20 protein-coding genes, 1 tRNA gene and 2 pseudogenes are annotated in these 26,863 nt (G+C 71.9%); 7 read left to right on the top strand and 16 right to left on the bottom strand.

Translation table 11 applies throughout. The features are described 5' to 3' along the window. Positions 1-2,446: 2,446 nt before the first annotated feature. Positions 2,447-3,139 (bottom strand): NAD(P)-binding oxidoreductase, encoded by a 693-nt coding sequence (locus DDP54_RS18620; RefSeq protein ID WP_242448307.1) that lies wholly within the window; start codon positions 3,137-3,139, stop codon positions 2,447-2,449. A gap of 296 nt (positions 3,140-3,435) precedes the next feature. On the opposite strand from DDP54_RS18620, the gene DDP54_RS09095 reads away from it, so the two are divergent. The 3 genes and pseudogenes from DDP54_RS09095 (at position 3,436) to DDP54_RS09105 (ending at position 6,090) form a co-directional block, all read left to right on the top strand. Further along, on the top strand, positions 3,436-4,482 hold the full coding sequence (locus DDP54_RS09095; RefSeq protein WP_109131470.1) for an ATP-binding cassette domain-containing protein: 1,047 nt from the start codon (positions 3,436-3,438) through the stop codon (positions 4,480-4,482). After that, positions 4,479-5,156: a methionine ABC transporter permease gene (locus tag DDP54_RS09100; protein WP_109131471.1), complete on the top strand. Its 678-nt coding sequence runs from the start codon at positions 4,479-4,481 to the stop codon at positions 5,154-5,156. Before DDP54_RS09095 ends, DDP54_RS09100 begins: the two co-directional genes overlap by 4 nt. Positions 5,157-5,230: 74 nt before the next feature. Further along, positions 5,231-6,090 (top strand): annotated as a pseudogene (locus DDP54_RS09105) (MetQ/NlpA family ABC transporter substrate-binding protein). A gap of 70 nt (positions 6,091-6,160) precedes the next feature. On the opposite strand, the gene DDP54_RS09110 reads toward DDP54_RS09105, so the two are convergent. Beyond that, positions 6,161-6,757, bottom strand: coding sequence for a winged helix-turn-helix domain-containing protein (locus DDP54_RS09110; RefSeq protein WP_109131472.1), 597 nt, complete (start codon positions 6,755-6,757; stop codon positions 6,161-6,163). 179 nt (positions 6,758-6,936) lie between these two features. Beyond that, complete coding sequence (gene upp, locus DDP54_RS09115) at positions 6,937-7,572, bottom strand: uracil phosphoribosyltransferase (RefSeq protein ID WP_109131473.1); 636 nt, start codon at positions 7,570-7,572, stop codon at positions 6,937-6,939. A gap of 77 nt (positions 7,573-7,649) precedes the next feature. Here upp and tadA point away from each other — a divergent pair, with 77 nt between their 5' ends. Next, complete coding sequence (tadA, locus tag DDP54_RS09120) at positions 7,650-8,117, top strand: tRNA adenosine(34) deaminase TadA (RefSeq protein ID WP_242448308.1); 468 nt, start codon at positions 7,650-7,652, stop codon at positions 8,115-8,117. Positions 8,118-8,180: 63 nt separating this feature from the next. Here tadA and DDP54_RS09125 read toward each other — a convergent pair whose 3' ends face one another. Continuing rightward, complete coding sequence (locus DDP54_RS09125; RefSeq protein WP_242448454.1) at positions 8,181-9,017, bottom strand: Sir2 family NAD-dependent protein deacetylase; 837 nt, start codon at positions 9,015-9,017, stop codon at positions 8,181-8,183. Between the two features lie 151 nt (positions 9,018-9,168). On the opposite strand from DDP54_RS09125, the gene DDP54_RS09130 reads away from it, so the two are divergent. Together DDP54_RS09130 and DDP54_RS09135 are read left to right on the top strand one after the other, a co-directional pair. Continuing rightward, a tRNA-Ser gene (locus DDP54_RS09130) sits at positions 9,169-9,258 on the top strand. Positions 9,259-9,665: 407 nt separating this feature from the next. Next, positions 9,666-10,310: a hypothetical protein gene (locus DDP54_RS09135; RefSeq protein WP_146192405.1), complete on the top strand. Its 645-nt coding sequence runs from the start codon at positions 9,666-9,668 to the stop codon at positions 10,308-10,310. Here DDP54_RS09135 and DDP54_RS09140 read toward each other — a convergent pair. The 8 genes and pseudogenes from DDP54_RS09140 to DDP54_RS09175 all read right to left on the bottom strand — a co-directional run. Then, positions 10,299-11,593: pseudogene (locus DDP54_RS09140) on the bottom strand (integrase core domain-containing protein); the annotation flags it as partial. The gene DDP54_RS09135 and the pseudogene DDP54_RS09140 sit on opposite strands and share 12 nt — an antisense overlap. A gap of 48 nt (positions 11,594-11,641) precedes the next feature. After that, positions 11,642-12,094, bottom strand: a complete 453-nt coding sequence (locus tag DDP54_RS09145) for a DUF2510 domain-containing protein (protein WP_197711355.1) — start codon at positions 12,092-12,094, stop codon at positions 11,642-11,644. A gap of 136 nt (positions 12,095-12,230) precedes the next feature. Beyond that, the gene (locus tag DDP54_RS09150; RefSeq protein ID WP_109131475.1) at positions 12,231-12,839 is read right to left on the bottom strand and encodes a pentapeptide repeat-containing protein; all 609 of its coding nucleotides are present in this window, start codon (positions 12,837-12,839) and stop codon (positions 12,231-12,233) included. A gap of 30 nt (positions 12,840-12,869) precedes the next feature. Continuing rightward, positions 12,870-15,728: a glycoside hydrolase family 2 TIM barrel-domain containing protein gene (locus DDP54_RS09155; RefSeq protein WP_109131476.1), complete on the bottom strand. Its 2,859-nt coding sequence runs from the start codon at positions 15,726-15,728 to the stop codon at positions 12,870-12,872. 84 nt (positions 15,729-15,812) lie between these two features. Continuing rightward, positions 15,813-17,939, bottom strand: coding sequence for an alpha-galactosidase (locus DDP54_RS09160; protein ID WP_242448309.1), 2,127 nt, complete (start codon positions 17,937-17,939; stop codon positions 15,813-15,815). 69 nt (positions 17,940-18,008) lie between these two features. Beyond that, on the bottom strand, positions 18,009-18,923 hold the full coding sequence (locus tag DDP54_RS09165) for a carbohydrate ABC transporter permease (protein ID WP_109131477.1): 915 nt from the start codon (positions 18,921-18,923) through the stop codon (positions 18,009-18,011). Then, positions 18,920-19,747 (bottom strand): sugar ABC transporter permease, encoded by an 828-nt coding sequence (locus DDP54_RS09170; RefSeq protein WP_242448310.1) that lies wholly within the window; start codon positions 19,745-19,747, stop codon positions 18,920-18,922. The genes DDP54_RS09165 and DDP54_RS09170 overlap by 4 nt, the downstream gene beginning before the upstream one ends. 153 nt (positions 19,748-19,900) lie before the next feature. Beyond that, positions 19,901-21,169, bottom strand: coding sequence for an ABC transporter substrate-binding protein (locus DDP54_RS09175; RefSeq protein WP_242448311.1), 1,269 nt, complete (start codon positions 21,167-21,169; stop codon positions 19,901-19,903). Positions 21,170-21,555: 386 nt separating this feature from the next. Between DDP54_RS09175 and DDP54_RS09180 the strand changes: the two genes are divergently transcribed. Beyond that, positions 21,556-22,596, top strand: a complete 1,041-nt coding sequence (locus DDP54_RS09180; protein ID WP_109131480.1) for a substrate-binding domain-containing protein — start codon at positions 21,556-21,558, stop codon at positions 22,594-22,596. Here DDP54_RS09180 and DDP54_RS09185 read toward each other — a convergent pair. Genes DDP54_RS09185 through DDP54_RS09200 form a run of 4 tightly spaced genes read right to left on the bottom strand, consistent with a single transcriptional unit; the run spans position 22,580 to position 26,766 of the window. Next, positions 22,580-23,002: a hypothetical protein gene (locus DDP54_RS09185; RefSeq protein ID WP_109131481.1), complete on the bottom strand. Its 423-nt coding sequence runs from the start codon at positions 23,000-23,002 to the stop codon at positions 22,580-22,582. The genes DDP54_RS09180 and DDP54_RS09185 overlap by 17 nt on opposite strands. A 25-nt stretch (positions 23,003-23,027) precedes the next feature. Continuing rightward, entirely contained in the window at positions 23,028-23,981 is a 954-nt protein-coding gene (locus DDP54_RS09190; protein WP_109131482.1) for a MaoC/PaaZ C-terminal domain-containing protein, read from the bottom strand. After that, on the bottom strand, positions 23,978-25,414 hold the full coding sequence (locus tag DDP54_RS09195; RefSeq protein ID WP_109131483.1) for a 3-oxoacyl-ACP reductase: 1,437 nt from the start codon (positions 25,412-25,414) through the stop codon (positions 23,978-23,980). Before DDP54_RS09195 ends, DDP54_RS09190 begins: the two co-directional genes overlap by 4 nt. Then, positions 25,411-26,766 carry an acetyl-CoA C-acetyltransferase gene (locus DDP54_RS09200; protein ID WP_109131484.1) on the bottom strand — a complete coding sequence of 452 codons (1,356 nt, stop codon included), beginning with the start codon at positions 26,764-26,766 and terminating at the stop codon, positions 25,411-25,413. Before DDP54_RS09200 ends, DDP54_RS09195 begins: the two co-directional genes overlap by 4 nt. Positions 26,767-26,863: the final 97 nt, after the last annotated feature.

Consider the following 26,863-nt stretch of genomic DNA (forward strand, 5'->3'; position numbering starts at 1 on the left):
CCGACGTGACCCTCCCGGCCGGGGCGGTCGTCACGGGAGCGACGACGACGACGCTCATGTCCTTCGTGCTGGCGGGACGGTTCGAGGCGGCCGCACCCGCGACGGACTGGACGTGCACGCCCGAAGCCGACCCGCAGCACGCGACGTGCCGACTTGCCCTGCTCGCGAGCGGCGCGACGTCGCGACTGACGCTGACGGTCATGGTCGGCGAGGACCTGGACCTGAGCCCGGACGACTCGAGCGCCATCTCCGTCGTCATCCGCGGCCCCGGGATCGAGCCGAGGACGCTCACGGCTCCGGTGACCATGAAGCCGTCGGTCGCGCGCCTACGTCTCGACGCCACCACCGTCGACCCCCTGGTCGCGGCGAACGTCCCGGGCGCGGCACCCGTGAGCCGCGGCAACCTGCACCTCGCGCTGTCGAACGCCGGGCAGCTCGCCGCCGCGACCCCGACCGTCACTCTGCAGCTCCCGTCGAGGGTCCATGTCGCCGGCGTGTCCGGGTCGTGGACCTGCACACCGGTGTGGCCGGGCGGGTTCGACGCGTCTGCCGGCACGGACGGCGAGGTCGTGACGTGCACGCGGCCGCAGCTCGCCGGGCGGGGGGCCGACGGGCTCGACATCGAGCTCTACGCTCTGGCCGGCGCGGTGCAGACCGGGTCGCCCGCGGTGCTGGTCAGCTTGTCGCCCGACGCGCCGCAGGTCAGCCAGGGCGTGCGGGTCGCGCTCGACATCCGGACCCCGGCCGATCTGCGCGTCACGGTGCCCACGTCGTCGGCGGCGATCGACCTGGTCGCCGGAACACCGGCACGCGTTCCGGTGACGGTGACGAACGTCGGTCAGACCCACGCGTCGAACGCCCGCGTGCTCCTCACCCTGCCTGCCGGTGCGAGGTGGACCGCCCCCGCCGTCGCTGCCCCCGACTGGGCGTGCGTGGGCGCAGGCACGTCGCGGGACGTGCTGCCGACGGACGCGACGATCGAGTGCACGACGCCGACCATCGCACGCGGCGCGGCGGTCGTGCTCACGGCCGGGCTCACGTCCGACGGGTCGGTGCGTGGCCCGCTCTCCGTCTTCCGCGCGCGGGTCGTGCCGCTCGGCGGTCCCGACGGCTCGACCGTCGACGTCGTCGTGACCGTGCACGCCGCGGCGCTCGAGCTCTCGGCACCGACCGCGCTCGTGACGGACGGCACGTTCGCCGTCGGCGACCTGGCGTCGCTGACGTTCACGGTCCTCAACAACGGCAACCTGGCAGCCACCTCGTCGAGCGCGACCGTGACCCTGCCGGCCCAGGTCGTCGCGGCGCTCGACCCCGGCTCGACGCCGGGGTGCGCCGCGGCCAAGGACGGACCCACCGTCACGTGCGACCTCGGACCGCTCACGCCCGCCCAGTCCGTGAAGGTGCAGCTCGGCGTGCGTGCGGTCAGCGCCGGCTCGGGCGACGTCGCCGTCGCGCTGTCGGGCGGGAACGGTCCGGCCGCGAAGGACTCCGAGGGGGTCGTCGTCGCACCCGGCGGGCTCATGCCGAGGTTCAGCACGGCGGGGCTGACGGGCACGTGGAACGTGACGGAGATCGGCGCGCCGCTCCTGACGTGCACGCCGAGCGTGAAGTGCACCGCGGCGCTCACCGGCAAGGGCCCGACGCTCAACAACAACGACCTGCCGATGGTGGCGCTCCTCGAGAACGGGATCGCCGACGCGAAGGTCGCCTCGACCTCGCAGCTCCAGCTCCCGGCCGGGCGTGAGATCGCCTTCGCCGGTCTGTACTGGGCGGCCTCGGGCGGAGCGCCGACGACGCAGCCCGTGAGCGCTCGGCTCGCCGGACCGAAGCAGGTTCTGACTGCCGTCACCGGCGCGCTGCTCGCCCACTCGGGCGGCACCGCCGGCACCCACGAGTACCAGGCGTTCGCCGACGTGACGGCCCAGGTGCGCCAGGGCGGTGGGGGGTCCTGGACGTTCGCCGACCCGTCCAACGGGGTCGGCTCGGGCGAGGGTGCCTACGCCGGTTGGGCACTCGTCGTGGTCTACGCCGACAGCTCCGCCGGGGCCGGGACGGTCGTCGTACACGACGGCGCGATGACCGTGAACATGGGGTCGTCAGCAAGCCTGGTCGTCGCCACGGACCCCGGGCAGTCCGCGCGGATCGGCGCCGTCGTCTGGGAGGGTGACCGCGGCGGTTCGGGCGACACGCTGACGCTCGACGGCACCGCGCTCGTCCCGGTCCGGTGGAACGGGTCAGGTAAAGACCCGGGCGACGCCACGAACGCCTTCGACTCGACCGCGGTCGGCTCGGACTACGCCAACTCGCTCGGTGTCGACGCGAAGGGCTTCCTCGAGACGCGGATCGCCGCTCAGGCCGTCGCGGGGACGAGCGTCCTGACAGCGGACGCGCCGAACGAGGGGTTCGTCGTCGGCGTCGTGACGGTCCGCACCGCTGAGCGGGCGACTCAGGTCTCCCGCTCGATCACCGCCGCCACGGCGGCTTCGACGGGCACGTCCCCCGAGGTGAGCTCGAGCACCAGCCCCGCAGTCAGTGGTTCGTGGAGCAGCGAGACGATGACCTCCGCGACGTCGTCACGCGACACGGTCCCCGCCGGCACCGCCTCGTCCAGCCGGACGCGTCCGGAGCCCGCGGCGTCGGTCAGAGCGCCCGGGCGCACGATGGTCCAGTCGAGATCCCTGCCGGCAAGGTCCGCCTCGCTCGCGCTCTTGGCGCGCAGGTAGCTGGCGAACACCGCGTCGGTCCCGGGTGCCGGCTCGCTGCCTGCGCCCATCGAGGACACGAGCACGTAGCGGCGGACCCCGGCCAGCGTCGCGCCGTCGGCCACGAGCGACGCGCCGCCCCGGTCGACCGTGTCCTTGCGCTCCGCACCGCTGCCCGGTCCCGCTCCGGCCGCGAACACGACCGCGTCGGCACCGGACAGAGCGCCCGCGACCTCGTGCACGGTCGCGGTCTCGAGGTCGAGCACGACGGCGCCCGATCCGTCGGACTGCACGTCGGCGACGTGGTCCGGGTTGCGGACGAGCCCGACGGGCGTGTCCCCGCGTGCGACGAGCGCCCGGGCCAGGCGCCGAGCGATCCGACCATGCCCCCAGCGATGACGATGCGCATGGATCCACCGTAGGACGGGTCCGCCCATCCCGCCGTGCGCGCGCCTGCGTCCCGCTCTGTGGACACATCTCACCCTCGCGTCTCAGTGTGTGGTCAAATTCAGCCATGTCAGGCCTGAGCACCCGTGGTTCGTCGTGCGACGTCGTCGCGCGCCGAATGTGCTGCCTGGCCGTCCGCTCCTGCTGTTGAGCTGAGAGCACCGCGCCCCTGGGGCGCCTGACGGAGCCGTGCCTCCGTCTCCCTGATCTTCCGGCCCTGTGCCGTTCCGCGCCGTCGCGATCCGACGTGCCGCACTGTCGTCTGCTGCCATCCGCAAGGAGCCCCGTGAGCACCGCACCCCGCATCCAGGTCATCGGCCTGCGCAAGGTCTACCCCGGCGCGGGCCGTGACGTCGTGGCGCTGGACGGCATCGACGTGAGCGTGCAGCCGGGGGAGATCCACGGGATCGTGGGCCGCTCGGGCGCCGGGAAGTCGACGCTCATCCGATGCCTCACGGTGCTCGAGCGTCCGACGTCGGGCAGCGTCGTGGTCGACGGCGAAGAGCTGTCGGCGCTCCCCGAGGCGCGGTTGCGGGCCGCCCGGCGCCGCATCGGGCTCGTCTTCCAGCACGTCAACCTGCTCGACTCCCGGACCGTCGCCGGCAACGTCGCGTACCCGCTCGAGGTCGCGGGCGTCCCCCGGGCCGCCCGGGCAGCGCGCGTCGCCGAGCTGCTGGACCTCGTCGGGCTCGGTGAGCGCGCCGACGCGTACCCCGCGCAGCTGTCCGGCGGGCAGAAGCAGCGCGTCGGGATCGCCCGGGCGCTCGCGACGGAGCCGGCCGTGCTCCTGTGCGACGAGCCCACGTCGGCGCTCGACTCGGCGACGACCCGCCAGATCCTCGGGCTGATCCGCGACCTCCGGGACCGCCTCGGCATCACCGTCCTGATCATCACGCACGAGATGGCCGTGGTCCGCGAGATCTGCGACACCGTGACGCTGCTCGACCACGGCCGCGTCGCCGAGCACGGACCGGTCGGCGAGGTCGTCGCCGCGTACGGCTCGCGGCTGGCGCGAGAGCTCATCCCGGTTCCCACTCAGCCGCTCGGGGACGAGCGCACGCTCGTCGAGGTCGCGTACACGACCGGCGACGTCCCCACGCACCAGGTCCTCGCCGCGGTGGCCTCGCTCGGGACGGGCGTCGAGCTCGCCGCGGGGACTATTGAGACCCTCGCCGGTCGACGCGTCGGGCGCCTGCGTCTCGACGTGCCCGCCGGCGAGGTCGACCGCGCCCTCGAGGCGCTGCGGGCCGCGGGCGTGCACGCGGAGGTCGCGGCGGGGCCCGACGTCGAACCCGACGACGACGCGGCCGACGACGAGGAGGTGGCCTCATGAGCTGGTTCGCCGAGCTGTGGAACCACCCGGTCATCCAGCACAAGCTGCCGACCGCGACGCTCGAGACCCTCCAGATGGTGGGTCTGTCGTCCCTGCTCACTCTGCTGCTGGGCCTGCCGCTCGGGCTGCTGCTCGTCTCGACGGCCCGCGGCGGCCTGACGGCGAGCACGACGGTCAACCGCGTCGTCGGGTTCGTCGCGAACATCGTGCGGTCGCTGCCGTTCCTCATCCTGATGATCTCGGTCATCCCGTTCACCCGGCTCGTCGTGGGGACGTCGCTCGGGTGGAAGGCCGCCGTCGTCCCCCTGACGATCGGCGCCATCCCGTTCTACGCGCGGCTCGTCGAGACCGCGGTGCGTGATGTGAACCCCGGCAAGGTCGAGGCCGCGCGGGTCATCGGCGCGACCCGTCGGGGCATCGTCGTCCAGGTGCTCGTCCGCGAGGCGCTCCCGGCGCTCGTCGCGAGCTTCACCGTGACGGTCATCGCGCTCGTCGGGTACTCCGCGATGGCCGGCGTCATCGGCGGCGGCGGCCTCGGCGCGCTCGCCATCTCCTACGGCTACCAGCGGTTCGACCCGATCGTGATGGTCGCGTGCGTCGTCGTGATCGTCGTGATCGTCGCCGTCGTGCAGGCGGTCGGAGATGCCGTCGCCCGGCGGCTCGACCACCGCTAGCCCCCAGATCTCCGTCCGCACGGACGGATCACTACCCACCATGCCCGTTCAGGGCCGATGTCCGAGGAGGACACATGAGGAAGACCTGGGGCGCCATCGCCCTTGCTGCCGCTGCGACCCTGGCGCTCGCGGCATGCGGCTCTGCCACGGCCTCGGGCACGGAATCGAGCACCACCTCGGCGAGCGGCGCGGCGAGCGGCGACGCGGTCACGAAGCTCACGATCGGCGCGAGCCCCGTCCCGCAGGCGCAGATCCTGCAGTTCGTCCAGGACAACCTGGCGAAGGACGCCGGTCTCGACCTGAACATCGTCACGTTCGACGACTACGTCCTGCCGAACACCTCGCTCGCCGAGGGTGAGCTCGACGCCAACTACTTCCAGCACCTGCCGTACTACGAGTCGCAGGTCAAGGACCAGGGCTTCAAGTTCGACCACTTCGCGGGCATCCACATCGAGCCGTTGGCCGTGTACTCGTCGAAGTACAAGACGATCGAGGACGTGCCCGACGGCGCCAAGCTGGGCATCACGAACGACCCGGGCAACCAGGCGCGCGCGCTCGACCTGCTCGTGAAGAACGACCTGCTCACGTTGAAGGACACCGGCGACACCCTGCCGACGCTCCTCGACGTCGCGTCCAACCCGAAGAACCTTCAGTTCGTCGAGGCTGCACCTGAGCAGCTCGTCCGTTCGCTCGAGGACGTCGACCTGGCCATCATCAACGGCAACTTCGCGCTCGAGGGGGGCTGAACCCCACCAAGGACTCGCTGCTGATCGAGTCCGGGGTCGACAACCCGTACGCGAACTTCCTCGCGGTGCGCGCGGAGGACAAGACGAACCCGGCGATCGTCAAGCTCGACGGTCTGCTCCACTCGCCGGAGGTCAAGGCCTTCATCGAGAAGCAGTGGCCCGACGGCGGGGTGCTCGCCGCCTTCTGATCGGAACCATGACAAGACCCCCGGCGCGAGGTGCGCCGGGGGTCTCGTCGTCTGTCGTTGGGGTGCGCCCTCAGAGGGCGTCGCCGGAGCCGTGCAGGACGATGCGGGGGGTCGGGTCGAACCGATACCCGATGCCCCGGACGGTCACGACGGCTGCGCCCGTGACCTTCGCCCGGAGCCGCCGCACGTGCACGTCGAGCGTGCGGCTGCCCGGCCTCGACGTCCCGCCCCACACCGCATGGAGCAGCTCGTCGCGTCCGACGACCCGGTGCGGGGCCCGGACGAGGTGCGCGAGCAGTGCGAACTCCGTGCGGGTGAGGCACACCGGCCGGCCGTCGACGTGGACCTGATGCGCCTCGAGGTCGATCCGCACGCCGGACGCGGTGTCCGCGAGGGCGTCGTGCTCGAGCGGGTGCAGGTGCGAGAGCCGGTCGCGCAGCGTCTGCACGTCGTCGGGGCCGGCCCGCTGCGGGACGAGCGACAGCGCGGTGAACGTCTCCGCGGTGGGCATGAGCTCGCGGGCCAGGTCGCGCAGGGTCTCGGCGACCTCGGCGAGCTCGCGCGCGCCGGTCGGTCCGCCATCAGGGTCGTCGTGCAGGCCGACGTACAGGACGAAGCCGGCGCGCAGGGGTGGGGTGGGAGCAAGAAGCTCCACGGACGTGGTCATGGGGTGTCTCCGGGTGCGCGGTGCCCGTCCGTGGAGGACGAGCGGTGGTCGGTGGCCTGAGCTGAGTCAGGACCGACAGCACGTGCGCAGCGGGGAGGTCACCCGTCGATGCTCTCAGGGCGAACGGCGATGACCCAGCCTCCCGGCCAGTCATCTCACCCAGTGAGAACCGCGAGACGTCAGACGATGCCGTACAGGCGGTCGCCGGCGTCGCCCAGCCCCGGGACGATGTACGCCTTCTCGTTGAGGCGCTCGTCGACCGCCGCGACGACGATCTTCACGTCGACCCGGTCGCCGATGGCCTTCTCGAGGAGCGCGAGCCCCTCGGGGGCAGCGAGCAGGCACACGCACGTGACGTCGCTCGCGCCGCGCTCGAGGAGATAGTCGATCGCCGCGACGAGCGTCCCGCCGGTCGCGAGCATCGGGTCGAGCAGGAAGCACTGCCGGCCCGACAGGTCCTCGGGCAGCCGGTTCGCGTACGTGATGGCCTCGAGGGTCGTCTCGTCGCGCCGCATGCCGAGGAACCCGACCTCGGCCGTCGGCAGCAGGCGCGTCATGCCCTCGAGCATGCCGAGCCCCGCGCGCAGGATGGGAACGACGAGGGGCCGCGGGTCGGCCAGCTTGGTGCCGGTCGTGGTCGCGACGGGGGTCTCGATGGTGTGCGGGACGACCCGGACGTCGCGGGTCGCCTCGTACGCGAGCAGCGTCACGAGCTCGTCGACGAGCAGGCGGAACGTGGGGGAGGCCGTGTCCTTGTTCCGCAGGACCGTCAGCTTGTGGGCGACGAGCGGGTGGTCGGCAACGTGCAGGCGCATGGCTCGACCTTACCGGCTGGCGCCTGCTCCGCCCCCGTCCCTTCGTCCCGCCGCCGGGCGTGCGGGAGGATGGCCGGATGGTGGCCGGGGCAGACGACGTGCGGTGGATGACGGTCGCCATCGAGGAGGCCCGGGTCGCGCTCGGCAGCGGGGACGTGCCCGTGGGGGCGGTCGTCGTCGGGGCTGACGGCGAGGTCGTCGGACGCGGTCACAACGCACGCGAGCGCGACCACGACCCGACCGCGCACGCCGAGGTCGTGGCCCTGCGCGAGGCCTCGGTCCGGCTCGGGCGCTGGCGGCTCGACGACTGCACGCTCGTCGTCACCCTCGAACCGTGCCTCATGTGCGCCGGCGCGACGGTGCTCGCGCGCGTGCCGCGGCTCGTGCTCGGCGCGTGGGACCCCAAGGCCGGGGCGTGTGGGTCGCAGTGGGACGTGGTCCGCGACCGGCGGCTCAACCACCGCGTCGAGGTGGTCGGCGGCGTGCTCGAGGACGAGTGCGGGGCGCTGCTGCGCGAGTTCTTCGAGGAGCGGCGCGCGGACTGACGCGCGCGGCACGCCGACTTACCTGCGCTCCGACCGACGCGGGCGCGCGCCGCTGACTCCGCGTCAGAGGCGGTCGGCCAGCGCCGCGAGCGTCTCGGACGTACCCGCGTCGAGCGTGAGCGTCGCGAGGTCGTCGCCGCGCGTCGCCCCGCGGTTGACGATGACGACCGGGACCTGGGCCTTGGCGGCGTGCCGCACGAACCGCAGGCCCGACATGACCGTGAGCGACGACCCGGCGACGAGCAGCGCGTCGGCCGAGTCCACCAGCGCGAACGCGCGCGCAACCCGTTCCTTGGGCACGTTCTCCCCGAAGTAGACGATCTCCGGCTTGAGGATCCCGCCGCACGGACCCGGGCCGCCGTCCGGGTCGGGCGCCCAGCACGACGCGACCTGGAAGTGCGCGGTGGCCGAGATGACGGCGTCGGCGTCGGGCGCGATCTCGATGTCCCCGACGGCGCCGATCGACTCGACGAACCCGGGGTTGAGCGCCTCGAGCCGCACGGCCAGCTCCGTGCGTGAGACGACCGTGCCGCAGCGCAGGCAGACGACCCGGTCGTAGCGCCCGTGCAGGTCGATGACGTTCCTGCTGCCCGCCGCCTCGTGCAGCAGGTCGACGTTCTGGGTGATCACCCCGACGACGACGCCGCGGTCCTCGAGCTCGGCGAGCGCGTGGTGCCCGGCGTTCGGCAGGGTGCGGTGCACGTGACGCCAACCGACGTGGTTGCGGGCCCAGTAGTGCCGCCGGAACGCGTCGTCGGCCACGAACTGCTGGTACGTCATGGGGGTGCGCGGCGGCGAGTCGGGCCCGCGGTAGTCGGGGATGCCGGAGTCCGTCGAGAGCCCCGCACCCGTCAGGACGGCCAGGCGACGACCGGCGAGCGCCGCGATGACGTCGTCGATCGCGCCCGCGGCCGGGCGCACGGCGAGCCGGGAGTCGGTCGGAGCCGGGTGAGTCACGGTCCCACGGTACGACGGCGTCCTGAGGGCCGGGTCCGGGCGGGTGCGGCCCGATTTCGGCGTGCGGCCCCCGACCAGGTAGCCTTCGGGGCGAGGTAGCGTGTCCGAGCGGCCTAAGGAGCACGCCTCGAAAGCGTGTGTGGGTGAAAGTCCACCGTGGGTTCAAATCCCACCGCTACCGCCACGGGTTTCGCACACAACTGAAACCCTCGAAGTGACAGAACCCCTCGCGGGGAGCCCGGAAGGGCTTCTGGCGGGGGGTTTCGTCGTTCGTGGCTGCTTGTTCGCCCGGTCAGCGCGCCCGGATGCTGGGTTGCCGGTCGCGTAGGTGCGTCGCTGGGCTGCGCCGGTCCCGGCCGTGCGGAACGTGGGTACGCCGAGGGGCCCGCGGCCGGTGGCCGCGGGCTGAAGGTAGGCGAGAAGTTGTCGAGCCTGGTTGGTCAGGCAGCGAGGGGCGGGTCGATCGCTCCGTGGGGACTCTCGTCCACGGGCACGGCTTCGTAGCCTTCGGTCTTCGAGGCCGTCACGGACGAAATCCTGACGGGCGGGGTCGCTGCGGACCGGGCTTGGGAGGACGAGGTGCGCTGGCGGGTGAGTTCGGTCGCCAGGTGGCTCGACAGCGAGGCCGGCCTCAAGGAGGACGGGCTCTTGACTGCCGCGGCCCGGCGAATCGTCCGCAAGCTTGGCGTACCCGAGCGTGTCGAGGGGCTCAAGCTGCAGCGCGAGCCGATCGTCGTCGAGCTGCTGCTGGACCTGTCTGCCCGGATCGGGCTGGCCGTCGACGCGGAGCGCGCTCGCGACGGGTCATGGGAGTACAACGCAGCAGGTCTCGACCGCGACGTGCTCAACGAGCACGTCCTGAACTTGGGGGTCGTCGTTGTCGACACGTGGACCGACGCGGTCATGAGGCAGCAGGCGGGCCTCGTCAGCGTGGACCAGTCCCCCCGCCTGAGTGCGGAGCACTTCCACGAGAGGCTTCCGAAGCCGCCCGCCGTCGGCAAGTACGTGCAGCTGTTCGAATACCTGGACGAACAGACCGGCGTGCGCCTGCTGACGCTGGCCGCGATCAGCGAGCACATCCCCAACGGCCGGGTCCCGGGGAGTCGCGGCCCGGCCAGCTCCGGACTGCCCGCCGGGGCACGCCGGCCAGCATTCTGGGCCAACCCGCGCCCAGGTCAGGACTCGGCTGTGATGTCTCAGGACGTCGGTGACAGTTCTGCGTCGGGACATCGGTGACGGTTGGTGTGTCAGGACATCGGTGAAGGTTCGGGGGTCTTGGGTCGTCGGCCGCGGGGCCGACCGTTGCCGACGTACCTGATGCCGGGCGCCGGGCGGGTGTGCTCGATGAGGATGGTGCCCTGCAGGTCGGTGACCAGGATCTTGTCGCCGTCCTGGACGACGAGGACTTCCTCGCCGGCGCGTTGTCCGTCGACCATGTAGGTGACCTTGCGCAGGCGGATGGCGCCGTTTGGGCGTAGTCGCGTCACGCGGGTGTCGTCGCCGAGCGTCTGCGGGCGTCGTGAGGGTGCGTGCGCGTGCTCGTGTCGCGGCCGGGGTCGGTCGGGCTTGGGGCGGGGCGCGTCGACCGTCGGGGTCGCTTCCCAGGCCGTGCGCGGCGTGATGCGGCCCGGTAGCCCCTGGTGGGGCCGTTCGGTGTTGTAGATGCGGTCGAACTCATCGACCTGGGCCTGTAGCTCGGCGAGCGTGCCGGCCATCGGCTGCTTGTCGAGGTAGCGGAACAAGGTCTGGTGGAAGCGTTCGTTCTTACCCTGCGTGGTCGGCTTGTAGGGCTTGCCGGTGATCGCCTGGACGCCGAGCGCGGACACGTGCGCGACGAGCTGACCGACGTACCCGCGCCGGGACGGGTTCAGCGCGACCCCGTTGTCCGAGAGCAGGCGTTGGGGCACCCCGTGGGCGGCGATGGCCTTGTCCACCACGGTGATGGCGGCGTCCGCGGTCTCGCCCCACGCGACGTGGGACGCGACGGCGAAGCGGGAGTGGTCGTCGATGAGCTGGAAGATCACGCACTTGCGACCGCCGGTCAGTACGTACTCGGTCGCGTCCAACTGCCAGCACGCGTTGGGTGCCGGATACACGAAACGGCGATAGGACACCCTCGGCTTCTTCTTCGGCTCCACCCGCGCGACACCGGCCTCGCGGAAGATCCGGGCCAGCGACGCCGTGGACGGCACCTGCGCGAGGCCCATCGTGTGCATCTTCTCGTGCACGCTGATCGGGCCGTGATCCAGTCCGGAAGCCTCCAGCGCAGCCCTGACGCCGATCGCCTGCGACTTGACCTCGTCGGTCAGCCTCGACGGACTCGACTTCGGACGCCGGGACCGCGGCTCGAGCACCGCAGCCGGCCCCTCGAGCTCGCCGCGCTTGCGCAGCTCGTAGAACGACTTGCGCGATATGCCATGCTCGACGCAGAACGTCGAGACCGCACCCCTGGGCGCGTCATCCGGCCACCGGGCGATCGCGAGACGGACACGGGGATCGATGGGTTCACTGGCAGCCATCCGCCCACCCTCAGGGCAGAAGTGTCACCCCGCAGACCACCAGAACCGTCACCGATGTCCTGACGCAGAACCGTCACCGATGTCCTGGGAGATGACAGACCTCCCGACGGGTCCGTACCCCTCGGCGGCCAGTTTCCTGGCACGGCTGAGCCCGCGACCCGACACGAGAGCGCCGATCAGGGACGCGAACCAGATGCCCGTGAGCACACCGACCGGGATCGCGGCGAGACTGATCACGAAGCCCACGATCGCCGGGGTGTTCCCGACGACCGTCTGCGACGGCGGGAAGGTGGGGACCGTGCCGTACGACGGCGTCCAGGGTGCTGCCGGCGCGTTCGGCACGAAGGTCGGCTCGGCGGTCGCAACGGCAGCCTGTGGCTGCTGCGTGTGCTCGGTCCACCCCTGTCCGTCCCACCACCGGGTGCCGGCACCCTGCGGGTCGGTGTACCAGCCCGGCTCCGGGGCCGGGCGCCCCACGCTCTCGCCCTGAGCTGTCGACATGCGGGCCCCCGGTCCTGTCAGCGGTCGGAACCCGTCGTCGCGCGGGCGCCGGTCTGAACCTACGGCGCCAGTCGCCCGACGCGGGCCGAAATCGCCTGCCTGGGACTCTCGGATCCGACGGCGGGACAGGCCGCGATCAGACGACGGTGATCCGCAGCTGGGCGGCGAGCGCGCCGGCGAGGTCGAGGAGCTGCTCGTTGCTGATCGTCGCCCCGGCGAGCCCCGCGACCCCGTCGAGCCCGGAGAGGTCGGCGCCGCGCAGGTCGACGTCCATGAGCGTCGCGTGCGTGAGGTCGAGCCGTCCGATGCGGCAGTCGGTGATCACGAGCCGGCTGACGCGGGCGTCGGCGAGGTCCAGGTCGCCGAGGACGCACCCCTCGAGCCGGACGTCGGTCAGCCGGGCGCCGCGCAGGTTGAGGTAGTCGATCTTGCCGCCGCGGATCGTCACGCGCGTGAGGATGCCGCTGTACGCGGTGACCGCGCCGAGCCGGCAGTCGGTCACCGTGACGTCCCGCCAGGTCGCGTCGGGCAGGTCGAGCGCGCCCGCACGGACCTCGGTGAGCGTCGTGTCGAGGAGCTGGACGTGGTCGAGGTTCGTGCCGTCGAGCGTGCACCCCGTGAGCGCGCAGTCCATGAACCGGGCGTGCTCGGCGTCCTGACCTGCGAGGTCGAGGTCGTCGAACGCGAGCCCCTCGTAGTCGCCGTCGGGTTCGAGGCGGCCGTCGAACGGCTCCAGGTGCACCATCGGACCAGCCTCGCACGCGGTGCGCGCCGGTCAGGAGCGCTCCGAGGCATCGAGCGGGACAAGCCGGACGGTCCACGTGGCTGGGGACGCGTACAGCTCGTACTGAGGCAGGACGCCCGGTCCGCACGACGCGCTCCCGAGGCCGGTCTGCGCCAGGTCGAGATTGACGTACACCCGGTCCCGCGGCACGAGGTCGGTCGGGTGCGCGGCGGCGTCGAGGTCCTCGCTCGTCCACCGGCGGACCGTGAGCTCGACCGTGGGTCTGCCCTCGACGCGCACGCCGCCCGAGCTGCCGCGGAGCTCGGCCCAGCGGACCCCTGCCCGGTTCCCGTTCTCCTGCGGGCGCAGGTACGGGGTCTGGAGGTCGTCGACGCTGCTGCGGTACCTGCCGACGACCGCCGATCGCGCGCTGTCCGCGTAGGCCTCGCCGGGTCCGCCGCCGAACCACTCGACCTCGGAGATCTCCGCGGGCAACGCCATCCGCAGCCCCAGGCGGGGGATCGGATCGGTCCACGGGCCCTCGGGCACCACCTCGACGGTCAGGACGAGCGCGTCGCCGTCCGCGGACCACCGGTAGGTGGCGAGCAGGCCGAGGTCGGTGGCTGCGGGGGCCACGCGCGTGCGCAGGGTGAACCCGTCCGCGTCCCAGCGCTGCTCGACGACGCGGTGCGTGACGCGGTCCAGCCCGAGCTCACGCCACCGCGGCGCGACGGGCGTCCCGGCCATCCCGAGGTCGTTGTCCGTCGGGGCGCGCCACAGGTCCAGCCGTGGTCCGTCGACGGGCAGGCCGCCCAGGCGGGTCAGGAGCCCGGCGTGCGGGTCGAACAGGTCGCGGCTGAGGGTGCCGCCGGTCACGGACCATGCCGGACCTGTACCGACCTGGTACTGGCCGACGGCGACCTCGTGCCCGGCAGGGGCCCACGCCGCTGCCTGGCCCAGGACGGCCCGCACGGTCAGCCACGACTCGGCCGCGGTGGCCGCCGGGGTCGGGAGCGGGACGGTGGTGGTGCCGTGCGCGGGAACCGGGGGAACGACGAGCTCACCGCTCTGGGTCGCGACGCCCTCGACCTCGTGCGACCAGGTGAACCGCAGGGCAGAGGTGTCGGCGAAGTCCTGCAGGTTCGCGACCGTGACCCGACCGCGCTCGACGGTGATCCGGACGGGCGCGATCACCGCCTTGTACTCGACCAGCCCCGGCGACGGCCTGCGGTCGGGGAACAGCAGTCCGTCAGCGACGAAGTTGCCGTCGTGGAGAGGCTCCCCGAAGTCCCCGCCGTAGGCGAAGAACTCACGGCCGTCCGCGGTCCGCTGGCGGATCCCGTGGTCGATCCACTCCCAGATGAAGCCGCCCTGGCACCGCGGGTACCGCTCGAAGAGCTCCTGGTACTCCAGCAGCCCACCAGGGCCGGTGCCCATCGCGTGCCCGTACTCGCACAGGACGAACGGGAGGCCGCGCCGATGGGCGTCCAGCTCCGGGTCCGCGGTGAGGGGCTCGGCGTGACGGCCGATCTCGTCGACCTCGTCGTGCGTCGGGTACATCCGGCTGTACACGTCGACGTAGCTGGACTCCCAGTCGCCCTCGTAGTGCACCGGACGACCGGGGTCGCGCTCGTGGGCGACGGCGGACATCGCGGGGAGGTTCTGCCCCGAGCCTGCCTCGTTGCCGAGCGACCACATGATGACGCTCGGGTGGTTCTTGTCCCGTTCGACGGTGCGGCGCATGCGGTCCAGCAGGGCCGGGCGCCACCGGAGGTCGTCGCTCGGGTTTCCCATCCAGTCGGCGAACAGGAAGCCGTGGGTCTCGTAGTCGCACTCGTCGATCACGTACAGGCCGTACTCGTCGCACAGGTCCAGGAAGTCCGGGTGCGGCGGGTAGTGGCTGGTCCGCACCGCGTTGATGTTGTGCTGCTTCATGAGCGTGACGTCCGCGAGCATGTCCTGGGCAGTGACGGCACGGCCACGGTCCGGGTTCCACTCGTGCCGGTTCACGCCGCGGAACAGGATCCGCCGCCCGTTCACGGTCAGGAGGCCGTCGGCCACGACCACCGTGCGGAAGCCGATCCGGAGCGTGATCGTCTCGCCGCCCGCGGTGAGGGTGGCGTCGTACAGCCGGGGCTGCTCCGCCGACCACGGTTCGACCGCCGGCACGACGTACGGCCCGGGGGTCGCGACCCCCTCGAGGCCGAGCTCCGGGACCGTGAGGAGCGCGGGCACGTCGGTGTCGACCCGCAGCGTGCCCGTGCCGGTCGTGTGGTCGTAGTCGGCGTGGACGAAGACGTCGTCGACCGACCCCGCCGGCCGCGAGATCACGCTGACGGAGCGGAACAGCCCGGACAGCCACCACATGTCCTGGTCCTCGAGGTAGCTCGCCGGCGACCACTGGTGCACCCGAACCGCCAGGACGTTGGCGCCCGCCCGCAGGTGCGGCCCGACGTCGAGCTCGGCGGTCAGGCGGCTGCCGGTCGACCAACCGAGCTCGACCCCGTTGAGCCACACCGTGAACGCCGAGTCGACCCCGAGGAACCGGAGCACGGCGTCGCCGTCGGGCCAGTCGCCGGGGAGCTCGAAGGTGCGCCGGTACTCGCCCGTGGGGTTCTCGTCCGGCACGAACGGCGGATCCACCGGGAACGGGTACCGGACGTTGGTGTAGGCGGGGCGCCCGTGCCCCTGGAGCTGCCAGTGCCCGGGGACCTCGATCGTCCCCCAGCCGTCGTCGTCGAAGCCAGGCGCCTCGAAGCCGTCGGTCGCGTCGTCGGCCCGCGGGGCGAGGCTGAACCTCCACGAACCGTCCAGCTGGATCCGCGGGGCGTCGGACCGCACGTGCGCCCGGGGCGCGCGTCGGTTCTCGCCGGGCGACATGCTGGTCAGCAGGGGCGGCGGTGTACTCATGGGACGTCTCCTGGACGTGGACGGGTCTGCTGCGAGCGGTTGGGGGGCGGAGCGTGGCGAGCGGGGCTGGTCAGGGCACAGCGGTCACCACCAGGACGATCGCCTGCCCGGGCGAGAGCACCGGCATAGACAGCCCGACGAGCGTGAGGACGGTTCCGGGAACCTCCAGGCCGGACGCCGTGCGCGCGGTGGCCATCCACTCGGGCTCGACCACGTGGATGGTCTGCGGCGCCGGGATCCCCCGGGCAGGGTCACCCGGTACCGGCGCGCGGGGTCGAGGCCGGGGAGCGGGCGCAGCCCGGGGCGCGCCGATCGCCCAGTCTCCAGCTGGACGAACGCGAACACCCCCGCACCGGCATCCCGGGCCACGACGCCGTGCAGTCGCTCGCCCGGCTCGTCCGAGTCCGCCCGGACCACGTCACCGCTGTGCAGGAGCGGCCGGAGCTCCTTGTACAGCGAGATCCAGTCGCGCAGCTGGTCGAGCTCGGCGGGCGGGCACGTCGTGATGTCCCACTCGAGACCGGCATGGCCGAACAGGGCGGTCGCGCATCGCATCCCGAGGTCGACGTGCCGGTGGGTCGTGTGCGCGACGGGTGGGCCGACGTGCGCCCCGACGAGCTCAGGGGGCAGCAGGAGTGTGGTCCAGAGCTGGATGTCGGTCCGCTCGACCGCGTCGTTGCAGTCGGACGTCCACACGCGGTGGGTCCGCTCGAGGACGCCGAGATCGACCCGGGCGCCGCCGCTCGCGCAGCTCTCGATCTCGAGCCCCGGGTGCCGGGCGAGCAGCTCGTCGAGCAGGGCGTACACCGCGGCAGTCTGCCGGTGGACGGCCGGGCGCCCGCCGCTGACCGCCTCGAGCAGGTCCCGGTTGTGGTCCCACTTGAGGAAGTCGATCCGGTTCTCGGTGACGATCGCGTCCAGGCGCTCGAGGATGTGCGCCCACGCGTCGGGGTTGACCAGGTCGAGCACATGCTGGTGCCGCCACGGGCGCCCGTCCGCCGGGCCGAGCACCCAGTCCGGGTGCGCGCGCGCCAGGTCCGAGTCGAGGTTCACCATCTCCGGCTCGACCCAGAGCCCCGCCTGCATGCCCAGCTCGTGGACGCGGTCGACCAGAGGGAGCAGGCCGTCGGGCCAGACCTCGTCGCTGACCACCCAGTCGCCGAGGCCCGCCGAGTCGTCCCGGCGCCCCCCGAACCAGCCGTCGTCGAGCACGAACCGCTCCACGCCGATCGACGCGGCGGTCTGGGCGAGCTCGAGCAACCGCCCGAGGTCGTGGTCGAAGTACACGGCCTCCCAGGTGTTCAGGACCACCGGCCGGGGCGAGCTCGGGTGCTGGGCCCGCGCCCGGATCCGGCGGTGCAGCCGCGCCGAGATGCCGTCCAGGCCGTCCGTCGAGTGGACGAACATGACGAGCGGGGACGTGTGCTGCTCGCCCGGGCCGAGCCGGATCTCGGCGGGGCCGAGGAGCTCGCCGCCGCCGAGCGCGCTGCCGTGCGGGCCCGTGCCCTCGGGGAGCCGCTCGACCAGGTGGGTGTGGTTGCCGCTCCACGCGACGTGCGTGCTCCAGACCTCTCCTCGCCGGAACCCGAACCCGGACGTGCCCGCGCTCATCAGCAGGGTCGCGTCGTGACCGGACCGGCCCCGCCGGCTCGACCGGAGGTGCGTGCCCTGCTGCACCTCGAACCGCTGCGGAGCGCGCTCGCGGGTCCAGCGTCCCGTGAGGTCGAGACCGTCCACGGCGCGCTCGGGGATCGGCATCAGGTGCTGCAGGGAGACGATGTCGAGGGTGTCGTGACCGAGGTTGCCCACGGTCACCTGCTCGGTCAGCACCCCGTGGTCGTCGAGCGTCAGGACGATGACGACCTCGACCTGGGCGGCGTCGTCGTGCGCGCGGACGGTGACCTGGCCACCGTCCGTGACGACCGGTCCGGACAGCCGGAGGCGGAGCGGTCGGCTCGTGCCCGAGCGCGCGACCTCGAGCCCCGGCGTCCCGCCCCAGCCGTCCGACTCGGAGGGCAGGAGCGTGAACGGGATCGGGTCGTCCGCGGTGCTGTGCGGGGTCGGCGCCGTGGAGACGCGCACGAGGGAGCCGACGTCGTCGCCGAGGTCGCGACCCCAGTGCAGGACGCGGGGGATGAGCGGTCCGGAGACGTCCAGGACCAGCGCCGCGCCTGCGGCGCGGAGGTTGACGAAGGGGGTGTCGGCCGGCACGGTCACGGTCCTCCAGGTGTGATGACGGATGACGGCGGTGGTGGCTGCGCCCGCGGCGCCGGTCGGGCGTCAGCCCTTCGTCGACCCCATGGTCAACCCGGAGACGAACTGCCTCTGGAGGAGGAAGAACACGATCAGGGTGGGCAGCGCCACGATGATCGACCCCGCCGAGAGCAGGTTGAAGTCGGTGAAGAACTGCCCCTGGAGGTTGTTGAGCGAGCTCGTGATCGGGAACTTGTCACCGCTCTGCAGCAGGACGGTAGCCCAGAAGAACTCGTTGTAGATCCAGGTGACCTCGAGGGTGGCGAGGGCAGCCAGCGGTGGCCGGCACAGCGGGAGCGTGAGCTGCCACCACTGCCGCAGGACGCTCGCGCCGTCGACGTCGGCGGCCTCGTAGAGCTCCATCGGGATCGTCTTCATGTAGTTGCTGAGGACGAACGCGCAGAACCCCGTCTGGAACGCGGTGTTGATCGCGATCAGGCCCCACAGGCTGTTGAGGAGCGTGCCCGAGTCGTTGATCCACGCAGGCACCGGGACGGCGCGGAACATCCGGTAGATCGGGATGAGCAGGGCCTGCGGGGGGAGCAGGTTGGCTGCGGTGAACATCCCGAGCAGGGCCAGGTTGAACCGGTAGCTGAACCGGGCCACCACGAACGCCACCATCGACGAGAGCAGGAGCGTCAGGAACACCGCGGGAATGGTGATCATCGCGGAGTTCAGGAAGTGCTTGGTGAAGTCACCCTGTTTCCACGCGTTCGTGAAGTTCCCCACGGTGAAGCCGCCGAACGACGCGTAGCCGTGCAGCGCGGTGTAGTGGTAGTCGCGGAAGCTGTTGTAGAGCGCCCACAGGACCGGGAACAGCCAGGCTGCCGCGACCACGACGAGGAAGACGTGCAGCAGTCGACGACCGGGGGTCGTCGCCTTGTGCCGGACTGCCGGTGCGGGGCCGGTGGCCCGCGACGGGTCGAGTGCGACGGTGCTCATCGGTCCACCCTCATGACGACGCGCAGGTAGATGGTGATGAAGACCGAGCTGATCAGCAGCATCACGGTCGCGAGCGCCGAGCCGAAGCCGATCCGGCTCGCCTCCCCGACGACGTTCTGCGTCACGAGCGTCGAGATGAGCTCGAGGCCGTTGCGTCCCTTGTTGATGATCCAGACGAGGTCGAACGCGCGGAGCGACTCGATGAACGTGACCACCAGGATGATGATGTTGATGGGCCGCATGACCGGGAAGATCACGCGGAAGAAGGCCTTCGACTCGGAGCAGCCGTCGATCGCCGCAGCCTCGCGGAGCGACTGGTCCACGGCCTTCAGACCCGCCAGGTACAGCAGCATGATGTAGCCGACCTGGCGCCACGAGGTGGCCACGAGAGCGGCCCACAGGTTGTACCTCTGGTCACCGAACCAGTCGATGCCGCTGCCCGTGACGGCGTTGAGCAGCCCGTTGTCCTTCGAGAAGATCAGCTGCCAGATGAAGCCGATCAGGGCGAGGGAGAGGACCACCGGCATGTACAGGGCCATCTGGTAGACGCGAGTGGCGCGGATCTCCTTGTCGAGGAGCACGGCCAGGAACATCCCGAACGGCGTCGCCACCAGGAACATGACCGTGAGCCAGATGAGGTTGTGGGTCATGGCCGGCCAGAACGGCGGGTAGTTGGTCGCGACGTTCCGGTAGTTGGTCGGCCCGATGAAGTCGTCGGCGCTGATGTTCCCGATCCCGTTCCACTTCGTGAACGAGAGAATGACCGACGAGATCGCCGGCAACCAGATCAACCCGACCACCACGATGCTCGGGATCGCGACCATCAGGACGATGGTGATCCGGTCGGCGGTGCTGCGTCTCCGCCCGCGCGGGCCGCGCCGCGCGGGCAGAACAGCTCTGCCCGCGCGACGCGCCGTGGTCGGGGAGGGAACCTGTACGGACCTCTCAGACATGGTGACCCTCGTCTCGGCGCCTCGTCACGAGGCGAAGATCGACTTCTTCTGGCTCTCGATGCTGTTCACGAGTCCATCGACGTCGGACGGGTTGCCGATGAAGGTCTGGATCGCGGGGATCATCACGGTCGACGCGAAGTCGGGGCGCGTGTCGCGGTCCATGAACTGCGAGATGTTCTTGGCACTGCCGATGAAGTCGACCGCCTTCTTCTGCAGGCTCGTGTACGTCGAGGTGTCCGCACCGCTGTTGGTGGCGATGACGGTCGGGTCGCCCTTGACGTACACCTCCTGCGCCTTGGCGCTCGAGAGGTAGGTCAGGAGGTCCTTCGCGCCAGCCGGGTTCTTGGGCTTGCTCGCCATCATGAAGCCGTCGATCGGGGCCTCGATCGCGCCGGTCCCGATGTTCGAGTCCATCTCGGGGAACGTGAAGAAGTCCAGGTCCTCACGGTCGGCGCCGGCGGTGAACTGCTGGCCCACGAACATGCCGAGCACGTAGGTCGCGGACTCGCCCTTCTGCAGCGACTGCGCCGCCTCCTGCCAGGTGCGGCCGAGCGAGTCGGGCTGCGACACCTCGAGGAGCTTGCGCCACGCGTCGAAGACGTTCTTGACCTTCTGGTCCGTCCACGACTCCTTGCCCGCCATCAGGCTCACGTGGAAGTCGTAGCCGTTGAGGCGCAGGTTGAGCTGGTCGAACGTGCCCATGGCGGGCCAGCCGTCCTTGTCCGCGAAGGCGAGCGGCACCAGACCGTCCTTCTTGATCTGGGCCGACAGCGTGTAGAAGTCGTCCATGGTCTTCGGGACCGTGTAGCCCTTCGCCGTGAAGACGCTCGGGCGGTAGAAGACGGCCCACGGGTACGTGGTGAACGGCACGAAGTACTGCTTGCCGTCGCTCCCCGTGGATGCGCCCTTCATCGCGTCGGACTGCCCGGAGATGTTGCCCCACACGTCGCTGATGTCACCGGCGAGGCCCTGCTCGGCGAAGAAGCGCATCCGGTACCCGGCGAACCACGTGAACACGTCGTCCGGAGAGCCCTGGAGGTAGTTGTTGATGTTCTCCTGGAAGGTGTTGTGGTCGACCGTGTTCGTGGTGACGGTGACGCCGTTGCTCTGCGCCTGGTAGGCCGAGATGATGTCGGCGTACGCCTGCTTCGGCACCGCGTCCGACTGGTTCGAGCCGAAGGTGACGACGCCGCTCGCCTTCGAGCCGGCGCTGGCACCTCCGGTGGAGCTCGACGTGGAACCCGAACCGCACGCGGCGAGCGCGGCGAATGCCGCGGCGCCCATCGTGCCCATGAGCATCGTTCGCCTGCTGATGGGGCTCGATGCGAATGACGAGATGAAGGCTGAGGGGACAGAGCCTGAGATCGGCTCGGAATTCTGGTTGGACACGACTCCTCCTGGGAATCCATACGCGTCGACATTGACGGGTGACGGACGGTGCTGCACGGAGCTCGCCAGCGAGGCCGTGGAGTGCGCGCGTCGTTGCTACGCGCTCCATGAAACCGTTGATCAGGCGACTGCGCAAGGGGTACGGTCGTCCTGACTGATAGCGGTTTCATAACGGCGCGAAGGCCACCGAGCTGCGCTCTGTCATGCCCGACCAGCGGGGAGGTCCGTGGTCGTCGGGGTCGTGCGCGTCGTGGTCCGGCGCCTCGCACAACCGAAAGTAGGGTCGTCCTGTGAACAACCCGGTCGAGCGTCGACCCGTCATCGCTGACGTCGCGCGCGTCGCCGGTGTGTCGGTCCCGACGGTCTCCCGTGTGCTGACCGGATCGGTCCCGGTGAGCGAGGAGAAGCGCGCGCTCGTGCACGCGGCGATCGAGGCGCTGCGCTACCGACCCAACGCCGCAGCCCGCGCGCTCGTGAGCGGGCATCGGTCGATGATCGCCATCGTCGCGGTCGACACCACGCGCTACGGGTACGCCCAGACGATGAAGGGCATCGAGGCATCCGCCCGCGATGCCGGGTACATCGTGGTGGTCGTCGTCGTGGAGTCAGCCGACCCGGCCGCGCAGCAGGCCGCGATCGACAAGGTCCTCGGCCAGTCGGTCGCCGGCGTGGTCGTTCTCGAGTTCGACCAGGTCGGCGTCGCGGTGTCCGAGGCGTTGCCCCTGAGCATCCCCACCGTCTCGGTCGGGAGCGCGCGCCGCCGGTCGAACCGGCACCCACGCGCGTACCTCGACGACCAGGCGGCGGCGACCGCGGCGACCAACTACCTGCTGGAGCTCGGCCATCGGACCGTGCATCACCTCGCGATCCCGCCGATGTCGGGCCGGGTCGGCCGCGAGCTCGGCTGGCAGCGCGCCCTCGTGGCCGCGGGCGCGCCCGTGCCCGCGCGGCTGGACGCGGGCTACGACCCGGCGTCCGGGTACGACGTCGGTAGACAGCTGGCTGCCGACCCCGAGGTCACGGCGGTGCTGTGCGGGAACGACGAGCTGGCGATCGGACTCATGCGCGCGCTCGGCGAGGCCGGCCGCGCGGTACCCGACGACGTCAGCGTGGTCGGCTTCGACGACCAGCCCTACGCAGCGATGTGGACGCCGTCGCTCACGACCGTCGTTCAGGACTTCGACCATCTGGGCCGCCGCGCGTTCGCCCAGCTCGAGTCCTTGATACGGACGGGGTCTGCGCCACGTGTCTGGCGCGCGACCCCGCACCTGGTCATCCGGGAGAGCTCAGGGCCGCCCCCCGGAGCCGAGGTGCTCACAGCAGCGGTGTGACGCGCCCGTCGACACGCGGGGTGCGCGACCGAGCGCCGCACACCGTCGCCGTGAGCGCGGACACCGCGACGACGACCCACAGCCCCTGCAGCACCCCGACAGCGAGGACGCCGAGCGAGAGCACCAGGGCCCGACGGGCGAGCCCATGTCCTCGGGGCGCCCCGAGCTCCCAGTATCCGATCCAGACCAGACCCGCGCCGGCGACGAACGCCACCGTGCTGCGAGCGCCCGCGAGCCGGCCGTGCTCGACGAGGTCGCCCGGTGTGGTGCCCGCGTCGGCCAGGTCCAGGCCGCCGGCGGCCCGCAGGGCGACGGCGACAAGGACGAGCCCAGCGCCGGCAACCAGGAGCGCGACCGCGACGGTGCGCGCCGGGGCCGCGCTGGCCTCCGGGCTGTCGACGCTCACCCGTGCACGGTACCGGGCTCGCGCGTCACGCGAGTGGCGTCACCCGGCCGGTGAGGTGGGGCTTCCGCGAGCTCGCGTTCCAGCCCGCCACGTCGTACGCACCCGTCCCGTCGGGCGCGATCCGCACGGTCACGGTCCCCGGCAGCAGCACCGGCTTGGCGAACTCGACGGACCAGGTGAACGCGTCGCCGCGGGCGGCGCCGACGACGGCGAGCGCGCGCGACGCCGTGTACATCCCGTGCGCGATCGCCCGCGGGAACCCGAGCGCCTTCGCCGTGAGCGCCGACAGGTGGATCGGGTTGCGGTCGCCGGAGACGGCGGCGTACCGGCGACCGGTGTCGGCGGCGAGCCGCCACTGACCTGTGGGGACCGGCGGGACGAATGGAGCACGATCGTCGGCGCCGTCGTCGTCGGCCACGCGGTCGGACCCGAGCCGCACGCCCTTCGCGAGGTACGTCGAGACCCCGCGCCACGCGACCGGCCCGGCCGACACGTCGTGGCCGGGCCCCGCGACCCGCACCTCGGTCACGAGCTCGACCTGCGTGCCCCGCCGGTGCGGCGCCAGGTTCTGCGCGAACGCCCGGACGTCGAGGACCTCGCCGAGCGAGACGGGCCGCAGCTGCGTCACGTGGTTGGCCAGGTGGATCATGCCGGCGGGGGGCAGCGGGAAGTCGGGCCGGACCATGATCGCCGTCGCGACGGGGAAAGCCAGGGCGTGCACGAACCCCGCGGGCAGCACGTCGGACGCGCTCTCGCCGAGCAGGTGCTGGTACGCCGTCAGGTGGTCGGCCTCCCCGCGGACGCCCGCGACGACGTACGCGACGTCGGGCAGCGTGCGCGGCGCGCGACCCGCCCGAGCCGCCGCGGCGAGCCGGGCGGAGGTCGCGACCCCGCGCGCGTACAGCCCGCCGAGCCCGGGGACGCCGGGCAGGACGACCTCGACGAGCGCGCGGTCCGCCGCCGCGGGGGCGGAGGTCACTGACCGACCAGGTTCTGCCCGCAGACCCGCAGCACGTGCCCGACGACGCCGCCGGCCTGCGGCGACGCGAGGAACGCGACCGTCTCGGCGACGTCGATCGGCTGCCCGCCCTGCTGGAGCGAGTTGGCGCGCCGCGCGATCTGACGCATCACCGGCGGGATCTTCGCGGTCATGTCGGTCTCGATGAACCCGGGGGCGACGGCGTTGGCCGTCCCGCCGAACGCCGTGAGCAGCGGTGCCGTCGCGCGGACCATGCCGATGACGCCACCCTTGGAGGCCGCGTAGTTGGTCTGGCCGCGGTTGCCCGCGATGCCCGACGTCGAGGCCAGGGCCACGATCCGGGGCTCGTTCGTGAAGTCGCCCGACGTGAGCAGCTGTTCGTTGATCCGCAGCTGCGCGGCGATGTTCACGGCGATGATCGAGTCCCACCGGTCGGGGGTCATGTTCGCGAGGAGCTTGTCCCGCAGGATCCCCGCGTTGTGCACGACGATGTCGAGCCGCCCGTGCCGCGCGAGGGCGTGCTCGAGGATGCGCGTCCCGGCGTCGGGCGCGGTGACGTCGAGCTGCAGGGCCGTCCCGCGGACGCGGTTGGCGACGGCCGCAAGCTGCTCGCCCGCGGCGGGGACGTCGACGGCGACGACCGTCGCACCGTCCCGCGCGAGGGTCGCCGCGATCGCAGCGCCGATGCCCCGGGCCGCGCCGGTCACGACCGCGACCCGGCCGTCGAGCGGACGCTCCCAGTCGAGCGGGAGCGCGCCGCCGTCGGTGTCGACGTCGAGGAGCTGCCCGTCGACGAACGCCGAGCGCGTCGACAGGAAGAACCGCAGCGCGCCGAGCACGCTCGGAGCCGTCACCGGGACACCGTCGGCCACGACGACGCCGTTGCCGGTCGCGCCGGCGCGCAGCTCCTTGGCGACCGAGCGCAGGATCCCGTCGATGCCCTGCCGGGCGGCAGCGGTCGCGGGGCCCTCGTCGGCCGTCGCGGGCCGCGAGATCGTCACGATGCGCGCGTGCGCGGGCAGCGCCTTGAGGACCGAGCCGAGCGCGAGCACCGGCCCGGCGAGGTCGTCGGGGTGCGCGACCTCGGTGAGCACGAGCACCACGGCGGCGTACCGGTCACCCGCCGCGGGGTCGCGGCGGACGTCGAGGTCCCAGCCGGGGATGGTCGACGCCAGGTCGATGACGCCGTCGGCGCCGCGGGTCCCGGTCGGCGTGCTGGCCGTCGCGCCGGTCGAGCCCGGGCCCGAGGTGCCGGACAGGATGCGCGCGACCGTGTCGGCGTCGGCACCCGTACCGAGCACGAGCACGGGACCGTCGAGGAGCGGCTGCCCCGGTCGGTACCGGCGCAGGACCGCGGGCCGCGGGAGCCCGAGCTGCTGGGCGATCTTCTTCGTGAACCCCGAGTTGACGAGGTTCAGGTAGGTGTCGGTCACGCTGCCTCCAGGATCGCTGTCACGCCGATGCCGCCCGCTGCGCAGACGGAGATGAGGGCGCGGACCGGGCGGTCGTCGCCGTTGGCCGCCTTGCGCCGCGCGAGCTCCTTGGAGATCGTCGCAACGATGCGTCCGCCCGTCGCGGCGAACGGGTGGCCGGCCGCGAGCGAGCCGCCGTGCACGTTGAGCTTGGCGCGGTCGATCGTGCCGAGCGCGCCGTCGAGCCCGAGCCGGGTCCGGCAGAACTCGTCGGACTCCCAGGCGGCGAGCGACACGAGGACGGTCGACGCGAACGCCTCGTGGATCTCGAAGTAGTCGATGTCGTCGAGCGTCAGGTCGTTGCGGGCCAGCAGGCGCGGGACGGCGAAGACCGGCGCGGTGAGCAGCCCGTCGACCCCGTGGACGAAGTCGACGGCTGCAGCCTCGGCGTCGACGACGACCGCGAGCGGGGTCAGGTCGTGGGCGGCGGCCCACTCGTCGGACGCGACGAGGACCGCCGAGGCACCGTCGGTCAGCGGGGTCGAGTTGCCGGCCGTCATCGTCGCGGGCTTGTCGAGCTTGAGGCCGAACGTCGGCTTGAGCTTGGCGAGCTTCTCGAGCGAGGAGTCGGCCCGCAGGTTCGAGTCGCGCACGAGGCCGCGGAACGGGGTGACCAGGTCGTCGAAGAACCCGGTGTCGTAGGACTTCGCGAGGTTCTGGTGGCTCGCGAGCGCGAGCTCGTCCTGCGCCTCGCGGGTGATGTCCCACTGCGCGGTCGTGATCGCCTGGTGCTCGCCCATGGACAGGCCGGTGCGGGGCTCGGACGTGTTGGGGGCCGACGGCGCGAGGTCCTGCGGCCGGATGCGCGCGACGGCCGCGAGCTTCTGCACCGTGGTCTTGGCGCGCGAGAGGTCGAGCAGCACGCCGCGGAGCCGGTCGCTCACGGCGATGGGCGCGTCGGACGTCGAGTCGACGCCGCCCGCGATCGCCGACTCGAGCTGGCCGAGGCGGATCTTGTTCGCGAGCCCGACGACCGTCTCGAGGCCGGTCGCGCACGCCTGCTGCAGGTCGTAGGCCGGGGTCTCGTTGGCGAGCGCCGAGCCGAGCACGCACTCGCGCGTGAGGTTGAAGTCGCGGCTGTGCTTGAGCACCGCGCCGGCGGCGACCTCTCCGATGACATCGCCCTGCAGGCCGAACCGCGCGACGAGGCCGTCGAGCGCCGCGGTGAGCATGTCCTTGTTGCTGGCGCGCGTGTACGCGCCGCCCGAGCGGGCGAACGGGATGCGGTTCCCGCCGAGGACGACGGCGCGCCGGGGCAGCCGTGGGGCTCCCGGGGAGGCCTCGGTGGAGCCTGCGGTCGGGGTGACTGCCATGGTGTTCCTCTCGCGTCGTTGCGCAGCGGTTCACGGATCTCGCCGTGATCACGATCGCAGAACGGGACTTCGGTCCCGGGTTGCGGCTCTCGATCTC

The sequence above is a fragment of the Cellulomonas sp. WB94 genome (assembly GCF_003115775.1).
In the GTDB taxonomy this organism is placed as follows: Bacteria; Actinomycetota; Actinomycetes; order Actinomycetales; family Cellulomonadaceae; genus Cellulomonas_A.